The 15470-nt window shown below is 66.5% G+C and carries 14 protein-coding genes; 6 read left to right on the forward strand and 8 right to left on the reverse strand.

Annotation, left to right across the window (positions count from 1 at the left end; all coding sequences use genetic code 11):
* Nucleotides 1-196: 196 nt before the first annotated feature.
* Nucleotides 197-1306, reverse strand: coding sequence for a fatty acid desaturase family protein (locus ACTJKO_RS00440; RefSeq protein ID WP_440684542.1), 1110 nt, complete (start codon nucleotides 1304-1306; stop codon nucleotides 197-199).
* Between the two features lie 506 nt (nucleotides 1307-1812).
* On the opposite strand from ACTJKO_RS00440, the gene ACTJKO_RS00445 reads away from it, so the two are divergent.
* Nucleotides 1813-2313, forward strand: a complete 501-nt coding sequence (locus ACTJKO_RS00445) for a hypothetical protein (RefSeq protein ID WP_440684544.1) — start codon at nucleotides 1813-1815, stop codon at nucleotides 2311-2313.
* 441 nt (nucleotides 2314-2754) lie between these two features.
* Complete coding sequence (locus ACTJKO_RS00450; RefSeq protein ID WP_440684546.1) at nucleotides 2755-3714, forward strand: helix-turn-helix domain-containing protein; 960 nt, start codon at nucleotides 2755-2757, stop codon at nucleotides 3712-3714.
* Between the two features lie 40 nt (nucleotides 3715-3754).
* Here the strand turns inward: ACTJKO_RS00450 and ACTJKO_RS00455 are convergent, their stop codons facing one another.
* The 3 genes from ACTJKO_RS00455 to ACTJKO_RS00465 form a co-directional block, all read right to left on the reverse strand.
* On the reverse strand, nucleotides 3755-4504 hold the full coding sequence (locus ACTJKO_RS00455; RefSeq protein ID WP_440684548.1) for a COG4705 family protein: 750 nt from the start codon (nucleotides 4502-4504) through the stop codon (nucleotides 3755-3757).
* Nucleotides 4505-4521: 17 nt separating this feature from the next.
* Nucleotides 4522-5172: a DedA family protein gene (locus ACTJKO_RS00460; protein ID WP_440684550.1), complete on the reverse strand. Its 651-nt coding sequence runs from the start codon at nucleotides 5170-5172 to the stop codon at nucleotides 4522-4524.
* 93 nt (nucleotides 5173-5265) lie between these two features.
* Complete coding sequence (locus tag ACTJKO_RS00465) at nucleotides 5266-6066, reverse strand: COG4705 family protein (RefSeq protein WP_440684552.1); 801 nt, start codon at nucleotides 6064-6066, stop codon at nucleotides 5266-5268.
* A gap of 356 nt (nucleotides 6067-6422) precedes the next feature.
* Between ACTJKO_RS00465 and ACTJKO_RS00470 the strand changes: the two genes are divergently transcribed.
* From ACTJKO_RS00470 to ACTJKO_RS00480, 3 genes are all read left to right on the forward strand, one after another.
* Entirely contained in the window at nucleotides 6423-7391 is a 969-nt protein-coding gene (locus tag ACTJKO_RS00470) for a sensor histidine kinase (RefSeq protein ID WP_440684554.1), read from the forward strand.
* Entirely contained in the window at nucleotides 7388-8047 is a 660-nt protein-coding gene (locus tag ACTJKO_RS00475) for a response regulator transcription factor (protein ID WP_440684556.1), read from the forward strand. The genes ACTJKO_RS00470 and ACTJKO_RS00475 overlap by 4 nt, the downstream gene beginning before the upstream one ends.
* 443 nt (nucleotides 8048-8490) lie before the next feature.
* On the forward strand, nucleotides 8491-8769 hold the full coding sequence (locus ACTJKO_RS00480; protein WP_440684558.1) for a hypothetical protein: 279 nt from the start codon (nucleotides 8491-8493) through the stop codon (nucleotides 8767-8769).
* A 185-nt stretch (nucleotides 8770-8954) separates the two neighbouring features.
* Here ACTJKO_RS00480 and ACTJKO_RS00485 read toward each other — a convergent pair whose 3' ends face one another.
* The 3 genes from ACTJKO_RS00485 to ACTJKO_RS00495 all read right to left on the reverse strand — a co-directional run bounded on the left by ACTJKO_RS00485 (nucleotide 8955) and on the right by ACTJKO_RS00495 (nucleotide 10872).
* Nucleotides 8955-9221, reverse strand: coding sequence for a LuxR C-terminal-related transcriptional regulator (locus ACTJKO_RS00485; protein ID WP_440684560.1), 267 nt, complete (start codon nucleotides 9219-9221; stop codon nucleotides 8955-8957).
* 973 nt (nucleotides 9222-10194) lie between these two features.
* A complete protein-coding gene (locus ACTJKO_RS00490) occupies nucleotides 10195-10629 on the reverse strand; it encodes a hypothetical protein (RefSeq protein ID WP_440684562.1) in 435 nt (144 codons plus the stop codon).
* A gap of 39 nt (nucleotides 10630-10668) precedes the next feature.
* Nucleotides 10669-10872 carry a hypothetical protein gene (locus ACTJKO_RS00495; RefSeq protein WP_440684564.1) on the reverse strand — a complete coding sequence of 68 codons (204 nt, stop codon included), beginning with the start codon at nucleotides 10870-10872 and terminating at the stop codon, nucleotides 10669-10671.
* On the opposite strand from ACTJKO_RS00495, the gene ACTJKO_RS00500 reads away from it, so the two are divergent.
* On the forward strand, nucleotides 10844-13993 hold the full coding sequence (locus tag ACTJKO_RS00500) for an RHS repeat domain-containing protein (protein WP_440684566.1): 3150 nt from the start codon (nucleotides 10844-10846) through the stop codon (nucleotides 13991-13993). The two genes, ACTJKO_RS00495 and ACTJKO_RS00500, sit on opposite strands and share 29 nt — an antisense overlap.
* Nucleotides 13994-14241: 248 nt before the next feature.
* Here ACTJKO_RS00500 and ACTJKO_RS00505 read toward each other — a convergent pair.
* A protein-coding gene (locus tag ACTJKO_RS00505) for an IS3 family transposase (RefSeq protein WP_440684568.1) occupies nucleotides 14242-15404 on the reverse strand; the annotation gives its coding sequence in 2 pieces (ribosomal slippage) (nucleotides 14242-15125 and nucleotides 15125-15404; 1164 coding nt in all).
* Between the last annotated feature and the right edge of the window lie 66 nt (nucleotides 15405-15470).

The following is a 15470-nucleotide window of genomic DNA, read 5'->3' on the forward strand; positions in this document are numbered from 1 at the left end:
GTGCCAGGCGTCGATTTGGTCTTGTGCGGCTTCGAGCGAGTGGTGGGTGCCGTGAACAGAGCCATCGACGGTCACCGCTGTGTAATCGCCTGCAGCGATGACAGAGCCGACGACCGCTCCGGCAGCGTCCGTCGCAGTCCACAGCTCCGCGTCATCCGAGCTCCAGTGCAACGGTGAGATCCGTTCCCCGCCCACGTCAGTGGATCCGCATCTGCGCCACCATCGGGCAGAAGAAGGGGTCCCGGGCCGTCAGGCCGACGCGGTTGAGGTAGCGCACGACGATGCCGTACGAGCGCAGCAGCGTCGTCTCGGTGTAGGGCACGTCGAGCGTCTCGCAGTGGTCGCGGACCAGCAGGCGGGCCTGCTTCAGTGCCGGTCGCGGCATCGAGGGGAACAGGTGGTGCTCGACCTGGTAGTTCAGGCCGCCCATCAGGAACGACACCCACCAGCCGCCGCGGATGTTGCGGGAGGTGCGGACCTGGCGGGAGAAGAAGTCGACCTTGGCGTCGTGGGCGATGGTCGGCATGCCCTTGTGGTTCGGGGCGAACGAGGCGCCCATCATCACGCCGAACACGGTCAGCTGCACACCGAGGAACGCGCACGCCATCCCGAACGGCAGGAACCAGAAGACCACCGTCAGGTAGATGCCGAACCGGGCGACGAGCATGCTGCCCTCGAGCCAGCGGTGCCGTGCGTCGGCCTTCGTCCCGGTGCCCGTGACGATCGACGTCACCGCGTAGCGGTGCAGGTTCAGCCCCTCGAGCGTGAGCAGCGGGAAGAACAGCCACCCCTGGAACCGCAGGAACGTCCGCATCAGCGGACCCTTCGCCGCGGCGGCATCCTCGGGCAGGAACCGGATGCCGTCCGGAGCGATGTCCGGGTCCTTCCCGACCGTGTTCGGGTTGCCGTGGTGGCGGGTGTGCTTGTTCATCCACCACGAGTAGCTCAAGCCCACCAGGAAGGTGCCGACCCAGCGGCCCGCGTGGTCGTTCCACTTCTGCGACGCGAACACCTGGCGGTGCGCGGCCTCGTGCGACAGGAACGCGAACTGCGTGAACAGCACACCGAGCACCCCCGCGACGATCAGCTGGAACCACGAGTCGCCGAGGAACGAGAACGCGACCCACGCCAGGGCGAGGGTGGCGACGAGGCCGCCGAACAGCGACCAGTAGAAGCCGGTACGGCGACGCAGGAGACCGGCGGCCTTCACCTGGGCGAGCAGCGCCGAGTAGGTGGAGGTGCCGGAGCGGCCGCCGTTCCCGGGTCGGGTGCGGGTGAAGCCGGGGGCGAGCGGGATCGTCGTCATCGAGGACCGACCTTCTGGTGCTGAGCGATCCTTCGACCGGTCCGGAGAGTTCACGCATCCGCGCTTGCCTTCACGCTACGGCGCCGGGATGCATGCCACCCGTGAGTCGGCAGGAACCTCCGCCCTCAAGCTGCGGTCTGCTGTCTCCACGGCGGCGGCTGCGCGGCTCCTGCTATCGAACAAGCCGAGGAGCCGGACGACACCGTCTTCCTGATGAGCTAACGCCCGAAACCCATCCCGCTGCGGCCGAACTCGGCCAACCGGACGCTTCCCGACCTCGCCGATCGGCCATCCCCATCGGCCGCGTGCACAGAGTCGTGTGGTCATCCGCTGAGCCTCCTCGTACGCAGATGACCGGCAACAGAGGAACCGCCGGACGGACCCGTCTGCAACCTGCATGCTGCGACCAACTGGCAGGAGGAGACTCATCTCAGACGGTTCCGACCACGATGCTCGCCGCAGCGCACGCATCCTGGCGGTCACCACCGTCAACGGAAGCAGTCATCATGACCGGCCCATCCACCACCGCTGACCAGCACCTCGCCCTGACGAGCGTCGTCGCATCCGGCCTGCCGGCATCGCTCGGCACCGACGCCGCCGAGCGGTTCTACGACGTCCCCGCCGTCTTCAACCGACGACCCAATCCGGAAGAGATCGCAGCGCTGGAAGGCTCCGGAAGTCACCATTCGTTACAGCGCGCCGGCTACCCGGATGTGACGCTGGCAGTGCACGACCGGCGTCTGATCATCGGCAACACCAACCTCGGCCAACTCGAACGGGGTCTCGCGACCGCAATCGCGAATCTGGTGCACCAGATCAGCAGCAACGCCCTCGCCACGATCCGCCAGTCACGAGCTGACGCGCAGACCGCGCAAGATGCTCAACTTGCTCGCGCCCAAGACATCACCCGCGCAGCCGAACGCGTCCACTTCACCCCCGACGCGTCTAACACGCCTGGCAGCGGCGCGCCGGACAAGGTCGCAGAGCCAAAGCCCGCAACCCGGTGAGGAAGCCATTTCCGGCAGTGACGGTCCGTGCGGAACCGTCCAGGATGCGGCTCCGTCCGGATGGGCTGACCATCGCCGGTTTGACGGAGGCGACGAAGGAGAACAGCATGCCGGATCACGCAACCCACGTCACGCTCGACCCTGCCGGAGTGCTGCGAACCCTCGTCCTCCAAGAGCCCGACCACCCAGACATCACCCTCACTCTCCGCGGAACCGCCCCAGAAACGCTGCAGTACAACGGGCAGATCTGGGCAGCCACCCACCACCGGCTACACCGACCAATGGCCCGCAACGGCTACCAGTACCTGCTCCTGCAACCCCCGAAAGCTTCCCCGGAACATCCCTGACAGCTCCGTCGCAGACCGCCGAATCACCGGAAAGCGTGAGACGGTTCCAGCCGCGAGCAACGATGTCGGCGGTTGGCGGCATACTGACTCGCGGATGCCGTCGGACAACCTGCCCCCAGTCGCCGTCGACCGCCGAGGCACGAATGTCGACGAAGCGGTCGCGTTCTACGAAGACGTCTACGCGAGCCAGAACATTCACATCGGCAAGCCCACCGCCGACGGATTCACATGGCGGTACCGCGCCGTCGGCGACGACGAGCTCACGCTGGGCACATCCGCTGTCGACGCGAATCGATGGGGCACCATCGGCCAACACGGCACTTACATTCTCGCCTGGACCACCACCCCGGGCATCGTCCTCGACGTCGACACGCGAGACGCGATCGCGATGCCACCGAACGTGCCCGTGATGTACCCATCGGGGCGACCGTTCGAGTTCAACGCTGCGCCAGGTACCCAGCACATGATCCGCTTCGGCGGCACCTTCCTCGAGAACGTCGCCGCGGCCCAGCTCGGCGCAATCCCCGGTCCGCTGCAGTTCCGGAACCTTCCCGACCCGGACCAGATAGAGCGTCTCAGACAGGTGATTCGTGCAGCAGCACCCGAGCTGCTGCACCCCGACACGGACCGGTGGCGACGAGCAGCTGTGAACATGCTTGTCGCAGAAGCAGCAGTCGACGCTTTCCACGCCACCCCCGACGTCGACATCGTCTTCCACGACGGCCCAGCGACGATGCGCTTCACACAGGAGTGGATGGTCGCCAACGCTCACCGACACATCACCAGCACTGACGTCGCCCAGGCGGCCGGCATCAACGCCCGCGCCCTGCAAGCAGCCTTCCAACGCCACGCGGACACCACCCCCATGGCCTTCCTCCGCCAGATCCGGCTTCACCGAGTCCGTGCACAGCTCGTCGCAGGCGAAGCCCCAACGACCGTCATCGCAGACGTCGCACGAGGCTGGGGCTTCGGACACCTCGGACGATTCGCCAGCTACTACGCCGACACCTTCGGAGAACGACGATCCGACACGCTCCGCAGACCGTCACGGTGACTCTGCAGCAACACAGGCTTGGGTCCCGATAGCCGGTGGGTCAGCGGACGCTCGAGGCCGTCTCGGTTGACGGAATCTGCCGTACCTTCTCCTGCAGGGCTACCGCGAAGGCGATGGCGATGACGAGGACCGCGCTGACGAGGCCGGTGCCGACGTCGAGGCCGCCTCGGGCGTGCGGCACCGCGACGTAGTCGGCGAAGGATGCGCCGACTGGGCGGGTGAGGACGTAGGCGGTCCAGAACGCCGTGACCGGTCCGAGCAGCGCCGTCAGGCGTGCGAGGACGACGATGATCATCGCGGCGACGAAGACGAGGCCGCCACCGAGGTAGCCGAGGTGGAACGTGCTCGCGGCGAGGTCACCGGCCGCGGTGCCCATCGCGAACGTGGCGATCACGGCGGCCCAGTAGAATAGCTGCCGCCGGGTGCTGGTGATCGTGTGCACGTCGACGGTGCCCTCGACCCGTCGCCACAGGACGAAGACGGCGACCAGGGCGGCGAGGAAGACCGGAGTCGACACCGCGTACGGCACGCCGAGCGCGACGTGGGTGACGTCGGCGACCATCGTGCCGAACACCCCGACCATCGACACAGCACCCCAGTACAGCCACGGCCGGTACCGGTCGGCGCGGAGCTGCGCCACGAGCACGACGGCGAACACGGCCGCAGTGACCAGGACCGTGGGGACGGGGTCGAGGCGGGTGACCAGGAAGTCGGAGAGCGCCTCACCCATCCCGGTCGTGAGCACCTTGATCAGCCAGAACGACGCGGTCGGTCCCGGGACACGGTTCACCGTTCCGGTCCCACCCGTCACCGGTCCCCCACCGTCCGCTCCGCGGTTCGTGCCGCCGGTGACGTGCGCTTCCGGGCGACGTGACGGCGGCGCAGGGCGCCGATGACGATCGGCAGGACCGACACGACGACGATCACGATCATGAGTGCGTCGATGTTGTGGGCGACGAGCGGGATGCCTCCGAGCAGGACCCCCACTGCTGTCAGGCCGCAGGCCCAGGAGATGGCGCCGATGAGGTTGAACAGCAGGAACCGCCGGTAGTGCATCTGCGCGGTCCCGGCCGCGAGCGGCACGTAGGTCCGGACGATCGGGACGAACCTTCCGAGGATCAGGCTCAGTCCGCCCCACTTCGTGAAGAACGCCTCTGCTTCGTCGAGTCTGGCGGTGGTGAGGATGCGGGCGTCGTCCTTGAACAGGCGACGTCCGTAGCGTTTCCCGATCCAGTACCCGACCTGGTCGCCGGCGACGGCGGCGATGGATGCGACGAGGGCGACCTGCCACGGCGTCACGCCCAGGGTGCTGCTGATGATCGCGGCGGTGACCAGGAGGGAGTCGCCGGGCAGGAACGGGAAAAGCACCCCGGACTCGATGAAGATCAGCAGCGCGATTCCGGCGAGGACGTACGGGCCGAATGCGTGCAGCACGGATGCTGCGTCGAACAGGCTCACGGCGAGCGGAACGGTGTGGAGCACGAGGGCCTTTCACGAGCGGAGGGCCTGGTGCCACCGGCGTTCAAGTCGGCGGTGGGACCAGTGGACGGGTCAGACGGTGAGTCGGCTGCGCTGCGCGGGTTCGTCGCGGCGGATGCGGATCACGAGGTAGCTGATGATCGCGGCGATGATGACGAAGAACACGATGCTCGTCGTGATCGTCCCGACACCCAGGCCGCCGTCCTTCGTTGACGCGGACAGCAGGTCGCCGGTGGACGCGCCGAGGGGGCGGGTGAGGATGTACGCGATCCAGAAGCAGAGCACCGGGCCGCGTCGGCCGATGAACCAGACGGCGGCGGTCACCGCGATGGCACCGGCGAAGAGGAGCAGCGACGGGAAGTACCCCAGGCCGGTCTGTTCCGCGATGAGGTCTCCGGCGGCGGTGCCGAGGGCGAAGGTGAACAGGATCGCCAGCCAGTAGAACGCTTCCCGGCGGAGCGTGTCGATGCTGTGGATCGAGAGGGTCCCCTCGGTCCGGTACCAGATCGCGAACACCGCCAGGAGCGCGACGCCGAACACGGTGGTGCTGACGGCGAGGGGGACGCCCAGTCCGTCGGTGAGGTTGTCGGTGACGCACGTCCCGACGATGCTGATCAGGACCACGGTGATCCAGTACACCGGCGGCCGGTAGCTGCGGGACCGGAACTGCAGGACCAGGAACACCGCCAACGCGACCGCCATGATCAGCGTCGTCAGCGGCAGTCCGAGTCCGACGGTGTCACTGAGGAGGTCAGCGGCGGTCTCACCGACCGTGGTCGCGAGGACCTTGATGATCCAGAACGACGCGGTCGGGTCGGGCACCTTGTTCGAGCGGCTCCGGGTCGGCACAGGCGCTGCGGGCGAGTGGGACATGGCGTTCTCCTCGTCAGGATGGGCCGTACCGCGATGTGCGGGGTCGGCGATGCTCCGACGGTAGAAAACGGCGCGCAAGACTCCACCAAGAATTGGACCGGCCGCCCGTGCGACGTTTCTTGGCTGTTCCTTGGCTGGTGTCGCTGAGGCTTGGGGGCCGGTGCTGCTCTGAGTGAGGCAGGATCGAGCCGACGCGGTGACGCCGGAACGCTTCCCCCCTCGCGTTCCGGCGTCACCAGCACGGAAGGGGCCACATGTCTGCTGGATGGCGGTCAGCGATCGCGGACGGACTGGCACGCTGGTCGTTCCGGTCTGGTGTGGAGACCGATCCGGACCGGTTGGCGTACCGCCGGTCCGTGATCGGGATCGCACTGCGTGTTGCGGTCGTCTCGGCGGCGCTGGTGATCGCGATCATCGTCCTCGTCGTCGCCTACGTGCTGTGGCAGCTGACCCCGAACCAGCTCCACGAACAACCCGGCCCGACCGACATCCACATCTACCTCGACACCATCGACCTCAGCATCGCGGTCATCGGTATCGGCGGCCTCGCGATAATCCTCGCTGGCGTCGCCGCGTGGCTCATCGCACGCCGTGCAGTCCGGCCGATCGCGGAAGCAGCGCGCATGCAACGCACCTTCGTCGCCGACGCCAGCCACGAACTCCGCACCCCGCTGACGGTGCTCAACGCCCGCGTGCAACGGCTGCAGCGCATGACCCCGGTCGACGACCGACGGCGTCCCGTCGTGGAGGATCTGCGCGAAGACACCCAGATCCTGATCAACATCGTCAACGACCTCCTCGAAGCCGCCGCCGGCTCCACCGACCCCGACGGGAGCGCCGACCTCCGGGCAGCCTCGGCCTCGGTGCACCGCGACATGAGCGTCCTCGCCGCGGAGCGGGGGGTCGCGCTCGACGTCGAGACGATCGACGCCCGTGTGCGGGTGTCGGAGACGCAGCTGCGCCGCTGCATGGTCGCGCTGATCGACAACGCGATCGGTCACACCCCGCCCGGAGGACACGTCCGCGTCACTGCGACGAGCACCGCGAGCCGTACGACGATCCGAGTCGAAGACGACGGCCCCGGCGTCGTCGGCATCCAACCGGCTCGGGTCTTTGCCCGCTTCGCGCATGGCACCCCCGCCGACGGCGCGACGAACACGCGCACCGGGTACGGCATCGGCCTGGCTCTGGTCCGCGACATCGCCGTCCGAGCCGGCGGCGACGCAGTCATCGAACGCACGGACAGCAGCGGAACGGTCTTTGCACTCCACCTGCCCACCGCTCCGGACAGCGGCTCGGAACACGACCGGAAGGACCGCGCATGATGCCCCGACTCCTCCTCGTCGAGGACGACCCCAGGCTCGGTCCACTCGTCGCCGACGAGCTCGGCGAGCAGTGGACCGTCACGCTCTGCACGGACGGGGAATCCGCGCTCGAGACAGCTGCGAAGGAGTACTTCGACGTCATGGTGATCGACCGCCGACTCCCGGGGATCGATGGCACCACGGTGGTCGCGACCCTCCGGCAGCGACGCATCAGCACCCCCGTGCTCATGCTCACCGCGCTTGGCGAAGTCCACGACCGGGTCTCCGGCCTCGACGCTGGCGCGAACGACTACCTCGTCAAGCCCTTCGACTTCGACGAGCTCACCGCTCGACTCCGGGCGCTCACCCGCGACTACACCGGCACTGGCGCCACTATCGAGATCGGCGGGTGGGCGTTCCACCCCGACGACCACAGCATCACCTCCCCCTACACCGGCCGGGTGATGCTGACTGAGAAGGAGACCGCCCTGCTCCGGCTGCTCTCTGGCGAACCGTCCCGCGCCTTCACCCGACAACACCTGCTCTCCGCAGTGTTCGACAACGGCGAGCAGCTCGGCACCGTCGACACCTACGTCCACTACATCCGCCGGAAAACCGACCGCGACCTCATCAGCACCATCCGCGGCATCGGCTACCGCCTCGGCACACCCACCTGACCGCGCAGCGCAGGCGAGCGAGCGAGCGAGAAGGACCTAGTCGTCCAAGAGACCTTCCTTCTCCGATTCCGATGCGACCGCCAGCAACGCAGCCCCGGCTGCTCCGACGACAGCCAACAACAGCACCACGGCTGCGGCAACCACGATCAGCACCACAAGAACCACCTCCACCCATACCATCGCGACAACCCACCAAGAAATCACCCAGTCGCGTCGCTTCGCCAGCGCGGCTCGTCGCCTCATGCACCCCAGCACGACCCCGGGTTGAGAAACAGATCACCACGAGGGCTGCCCTTAAAGACGTCTCGCTAGACGGTCCGTCGATGGACGCGCGGCGAGGTCTGTCCTTTGGGCGGCCTCATCAGTCTCAGATGACTGGTCCGGGAAACATTCCGGTGAGGGGATGCTATGCGAACGTCTGTGCCGACTCCTACTGTCGGGTCGTGGGTCGTCGTCTTTCGGATCGCTGGCTGCTCGGCTCGCCGTTCTCGCTTGAGGAAGACGCTCGTGGCACTGAGGTGCGTGAATTGTCGGAGCCGTTCCCGGTGCATGCGTGGTTCCAGTTGCCCGACCGGCTGATTCGTCGAAGTGACGCCCAGGCGTACCGCCTCACTCGAGATGCAGTTTGGGTGGAAGCAGGCCGCGGCGAGACCAAGCTCGCCGCCTGGGTATGGCGCAGTTCGGTGAAGCACCGACGGCAGACGGGTGCGACTCCGGTCTGATCGATCTCGCGCCGTCAGCTGGGCAGGTTGTGGCGGAGGTCGTAGCCGGTGTCGGCGAGGAACTGCAGCCGGTTGCGGACTTCTTGCAGCGATGCCGCGTCGTCGGCGTTGCGGTAGTCGGCGCGGAGGAGTGTGTTGGCGGTGATGATGTCGTCGGCGCCGGCGAAGCCGTCGGGCCGAGCTGATCACTCGCTGAGGTCGAGCAGGAAGTCGAGCCCGACGACGTCGTTGGTGAGGAGCCCGACAACGAACGCGATGGCGACGAGAGCTGGCAGGTTTGGTGCGTTGAGAAGCCTCCGCAGCTTTGTCGCGTGGTAGGCGATCGTTGCGGGAGCCAGTGAGAGTCTGCGGCCGATGGTGTTGAAATCGTCCCCGCGGGCGATGCCTCTGAGCACAGCGAGCTCTTCGGCTGACAGCTTCCGCCGTGCCGCGCCTCGGTCCTCGTTCCCCACCTGCTGACAGTACGACCGCCGGCGATGCGGCCGATATATGCACCGAACCCCCCGTTGTGGGGTCATCGCCTCGCTTGGGGACTATCGGATCACGTAGTCTTCGCCCGATCCCGTAACGGTTGTTGTTCGGCGGCGCATACGGTGCACGTAGTTCTGGGCGCGAACTTCTTTCTGAGGTTTCGGGGCGGCCCAGGTAGAACTCCGCGATGCTCGCGCTCGCGAAGTGAGGGGCTCACGTGTCGTTGTCGTCTGGCCGGTTCCGGCTGCTCTGGGTTGCTGTGCTTGCGGTTGTCGCGGTGCTTGGCGCGATGCTCACCTCGACGTTCGTCGCGGCGGCTCCGGCTCACGCGTCGACGTCGGGGACCGGGGGACAGTTCGTGGTCACGTCGGGTCGGATCGTCAGTGGGCAAGCGCTGACGGCGGGGACGTGGACGACTGTGCAGGTCGCTGGGCTTGCTGGTGTGCCGTCGGATGGGTCTGCCGGCGCAGTCGTCTTGAACGCGACGGTGTCGTCGGCTGGCGGCGAGGGGCAGCTGCACGGCCGTCCTGACTCGTCGACGAACTCGACGTTGATGGTGACCTACAACAGTGACGGTCGAGGGGCAGCGTCGGACACGTCGACCCTCGCGGTCGGCGCGAACGGCACGATCCAGGTGGAAGCAGACACGAGCGGGATCTTGTACCTCGACGTACAGGGCTACTACACCACTACTGGTGGAGGCGCCGGGGTTGCTCCGGGCGGCTTCGTTCCGCTCCCCGGCACGCGGATCGTCGATACGCGGAACGGAACTGGTGCCGCGCAAGCGACGATTCCGTCGGGTGGGTCGTTGACAGTGCAGGTCGGCGGTCAGGGCGGTGTTGCGTCGACCGCGTCAGCGGTCGCGGCGAACATCATCGTCGTCAACGGGTCGTCGACAGCAGGGTACGTCACGCCGTATCCGGCAGGCGGAACCAAGCCCTCCGAGTCGCTGCACTACGTCGCGGGTTCTGGGATCGCGACGTCGAACACGGTGCAGGTCGCTTTGAGCTCGTCCGGGCAGGTGACGATCGCGAACACGGGCGGCACGGTCAACATCGTCATCGACGTGCAGGGGTACTTCGCCGCGACCACTGTCGGCGGATCCTTTACCCCGGCGTCCGGAGCCGGCTTGTACGACAGCCGCGCGTCCGGGAACACCACACCGACTGCTGGGTCGACGACCGTCATCACCGCTGATGGTGTCGCCGGCGTCCCGGGCCTCGGCCACGGGGTCTCCGCCGTCGCGCTGCAGCTCACTGCGATCAACTCAGGCAGCAGCGGTGGGAACGCGGAGATGTGGGCGGACGGGGCAGCGAAGCCGCCGACCACGTCGATCAACTTCAGCGGAAACGACATCCGGTCGAACACGATCATCGTCGCGGTCGGCACGAACGGGAAGATCGACCTCTACACGTCATCGACCACCGACTACCAGGTGCTCGTCGAAGGCTGGTACAACGCGCTTCCCACGGGCCCGTCGACGACGAACCTGACCGGGTCGCGGTCGTCGGCGACGAACCTGTCGTTCCCGGTCGATGACCGCACCAGCGCGCAGGTCGACGTCGCGACCGGCAATCTGCTGCTCTCGACCAATGCGTTGACGATGACCGGCGTCACCAGTTCCGTCGCCATCGGCGCCGCATACAACTCCCGCGGAACGGAGACGTCCAGCACGGTCGCGCCGGACGCGAACAAATGGTCCTACGCGCTCGACGGCGCCGGGTCCCTGTCGAACAACGCCAACGGAGTCGTCTACACCGGGCCGGACGGGTCGACGTGGCAGTTCACCGCCGGCGCCGGCGGGACATTCACCGCCCCGGCCGGCCTGGGCGCCACGCTCGTGCAAACATCGGGTGGCTACAAGCTGACGTCTTGGACCTCCAACCAGGTCGTCCACTTCAACCTCGCCGGTCAGCCAACCAGTGTCGTCGACCGTTACTCGAACGAGGTGGACCTGAACTACAACAATTACCTATTGAGCACCGTCGTCACGAACGCTGGCCCTTCTGCGGCTCGGACTGCGTCGGTGGCGTACAGCAACGGCACGACCACGATCAGCCAGACCGACGGGACCAACACCCGCACCGTGTCGTGGTCGAAGGACAGCGGCGGCAACATCACCTCGTTCGTCGACGCCGACGGGAAGACCACCACCTTCACCTACTCCGGCACCAACCTGACCTCGGTCACAGCACCGGACGGCGGGAAGACAACGTTCACCTACAACAGCTCCGAGCAGGTCACCGAGGTCGACCAGCCCACCGCAACATCCGCTACCGCGGCCACCCGATTCAGCTACGTCTCGAGCACGGAAACGCAGGTCGCATCCCCGAACACGGACAGCACCCAAACAGTCGCGTCCGTCGCACACACGGACTACACCCTCGACCCGTCTACCCACGATGTGTTGAGCGCGGTTGACCCGGACGGCAACACCCGGTCGGCGTCCTACAACCCGGACAACAACGCTGCAGCCTCCACGACAGCGGGCTCGGGTAGTGAGTCGACGACGACGAACGGGACATGGAGCGGCAACACTGCGACGTCGAAGAAGGTGTCGCTGACACAGGTGCAATCCACGTCCGGAGCGTCTGGCAGCCAGACGACCGGCCCAGCGGCGACCGCGACGTACGCCAACTCTGGCGCGGCGGCGTACCTGCCCAGTCAGACGACCGACGGCGACGGCAACACCACGAAGATCTCCTACGACACGCAGGGTGGGATCAGCGGCAGCTCGGTGAACGGCAGCGGCGGCAGCGGACCGAGCTCGGCGTCGCAGGCAACCCTGACGCGCAACACGAACGGCACCCTCAAGAGCGCTACGTCGCCGGGGAACCAAGCAGCGAACCTCTCGACGCAGTACAGCTACGACACGAACTCGCAGCTGAAGACCGTGACACCTCCGACGATCGCGGCGAACACCGGAACGCAGCTCGGGACGAAGACGTATGCCTACGACGGGTACGGGCGAATGGCTTCCGAGAGCGACGGCAACGGCCACACGACCTCGTACACGTATGACAACGATGACCGGCAGCTCACGGAGTCCTTCTCGGATGGCACCACAACAGTCACGAACACCTACGACGGCAACGGCAACGAGCTCACCAGCGCCTCCGCGGGTGGGACGATCACGAACACCTACGATCCGGTCGGCCACTTGACGAGCACGCAGAACTCCGCCGGCGGGTCGACGATCTCGTACACGTACGACCGGGTCGGCAACGAGCTCACCAGCACCAACGGTGCAGGCACGATCACCTACGCCTACGACGCGGCGAACGTGCTCTGGGCAATGACATACCCGCACGGGTCCGGCACGGAAACCGACCGGTACAAGATCGACTCACAAAGCCGACTCACCGACGCCTACACGGCAGCCGGCGCGAACGCGACCAGCACCACCAACGCAACGAACACGCAGCCGACGTCATTCCAGGGACACGTCCACACCTCCTACGACCAGGGCACCGGCCGTGAGAGCGAAGTTGTTGCGTACACCGGCCAGGACGCATCCAAGGCCTTCGACACGACGTACTCCTACACGACCACTGCCGGCGCATCCTCGGATCAGCTCCAAAGCGCCACGGACACCCTCACCGGGAAGGTCACTCACTACGGGTACGTCGACCCGAACGGCAACACCACCACCCGTCTCACCGGCGTTACACAAACCGGGGGCACGGACGACGTCAACTGGGCGTACACCTACGACGCCGACGGGAACCGAACCGCCGCGACCGAGTCCGGTGCGACGACGTTCAACCAGGCCCTGACGTACAACGTGAACGACCAGATCGATTCCGCCGGGTACAGCTACGACGCAGCGGGCAACATGACCGCATCACCCGGCGCCACATACGCGTACAACGGAGCAGAGCAACTCACCTCCGAAACCCTGAACGGGACAACCACGAACTACACCTACGCGGGAGCAGCCCAGGACCAGCTGCTGACTGCCACGACCGGATCAACGACGACGTCGTACACGTACGGGCAGTCCGGCGTCGACACGTTCACCAGCAACGGATCGACCTCTCGCGTCCTCGCGGACCCGTCCGGGCAGGTCTTGAACCTCACCGACGCGAATGGCGACTCGGCGGCGTTCGTCGTCGACGGCATCGGCAACCAGGTCGGTGCACTCACCGACACCGGCAGCAACGCCTTCACCGTCAGCTACGACCCATACGGCACCGGCGACGTCACCACGGGCAGCACCAGCCCGTTCTGGACGCAGAACCCGTTCGGGTTCAAGGTCGGAGCACGAGCCAGCCAAACACAAAACGACATCGTCCGCTTCGGGCTCCGCTGGTACCTACCCACCACAGGGACCTGGACCCAACGCGACACCCTCGACGCGCCACTTGACCCCAACAACGCCGACCGATACGCCTACGCCGGCGATGATCCCATCAATGGCGGCGACCCTACCGGTCGGCTCAGTGATGAAACGCAATCTGAGATCCTGGCCGGACTTTCACTTGGGCTCGGAGTTGCAAGTATTGTTGCGACCGCGACGGGCGTCGGAGCGCCGCTCGGGCTGGCCCTCGGAGCTGGATCAACCGTTGCATCGGTAGGCTCCCGGCAGGTAGTCGGAGATACGAGCGGAGCCGTGGGAGCTGGGCTCCTTGGAGTCGCGACGCTAGGTCTTGGAGGGTTGGGAGAAGGACTCGAAGTGCCAACACTCGCAAAAACCCTCACGGCCACGGGTTACACGGGCATCGAAGTTGGAACCGGTTACTTGTCTGACTGACCTGGCATCAACGCTCGACACGGTTGGCGCACGGCGAAGAAAGGTTGGTTTCTATGTTTGCTGCAGCACAAGTGTGGCCCACGTTTACCCTCGTTGTATTTGTTGTCGTCGCGGTAATTGCAATCACGATTGCTATCGTTCGACAGCGACGCGACAAATGACATGGGCGGGAGCGAGCGGTTGGTGAGCCCGGGGCCCGCCTGATGGTCAACCAAGGGGACTGCTGCAGGTTCGGTTGACTCGTTCGTTTAGGCCGCGGGTGCGACCTGTGGGTTGATGATCGTCTCGTACTCGATCGGGGTCAACTTCCCCAGACCGCGCTGGCGTCGCTTCCGGTGGTAGGTCGCCTCGATCCAGGTGATGATCGCGAGTCGGAGCTCGTCCCGGGTCGCCCATCGTTTTCGGTTGAGGACGTTCTTCTGCAGCAAGGCGAAGAACGATTCCATCGCCGCGTTGTCCGCGCACGCCCCGACCCGCCCCATCGATCCGAGTAGCCCGGCGTCCTCGATTGCCCGGACGAAGCGCTTGGAACGAAACTGGCTGCCGCGGTCCGAGTGCACGACTGTCCCGGCCGGGCTCCGTCGCTGCACCGCCATCTGCAGAGCGGCGACGGCGAACGAGGACCGCATCCGATCGCTGATCGAGTACCCCACGATCCGGCGAGAGCAGGCGTCTTTCACCGCGCAGAGGTAGAGCTTGCCCTCACCGGTCGGATGCTCCGTGATGTCCGTCAACCACAACCGGTCCAGATCCGGCGCCGTGAACGCCCGTCGGACCCGGTCGTCGTGCACTGGTGGTCCCGCCTTGCGGTGCAGGCCGCGCTTCTTCGCATGCAGCGACCAGAGCCGCTGCTGCGAGCACAACCGCCATACCCGCCGCTCGGACGTCGTATGGCCGGCTGCATGAAGGTCGTCGGCGATGAACCGATAGCCGAACGTCGGGTCGTCGCGGTGCGCGTCGACGGCCGCGTTGGTCAGGTGCGCATCCGCCCAATCGCGCTCGGTCACCGGGCTCGCGCGCCATCGATAGAACGCCTGCTTCGAGAACCCCAGCACCCGGCAGGCCACCGCGACCGGGATCCGGTCTGCGGCGAGTTCGAGGACCAGCGGGTAGATCATTTTGGGAGTTGCGACTGGGCGAAATACGCCGCTGCCCGGCGGAGGATCTCGTTCTCCTGCTCGAGCAGCCGAATCCGCTTGTGCGCTTCTCGCAGCTCGGCCTGCTCGACCGCCTTCGCCGACGCAGACGCTGCCGATCCGTTGCCGTCGTCGCGGTCCGCCAGCCGGAGCCACCGCGCCAGACAGGTCTCTGAGATCCCGAAGTCCTTCGCGACCTGCCGCACCGACGTCTCGCCCTTGCGGGCGACCGCGATCACGTCACGGCGGAACTCTTCCGGATACGCCTTCACCATGGCGCACATCCTTCCAGCAGGAGCCCATGCCCCTACCTGTCAGGAGTCAACCGAACCGACAGCAGT

It is taken from the genome of Curtobacterium sp. 22159 (assembly GCF_052045775.1).
Classification (GTDB): domain Bacteria; phylum Actinomycetota; class Actinomycetes; order Actinomycetales; family Microbacteriaceae; genus Curtobacterium.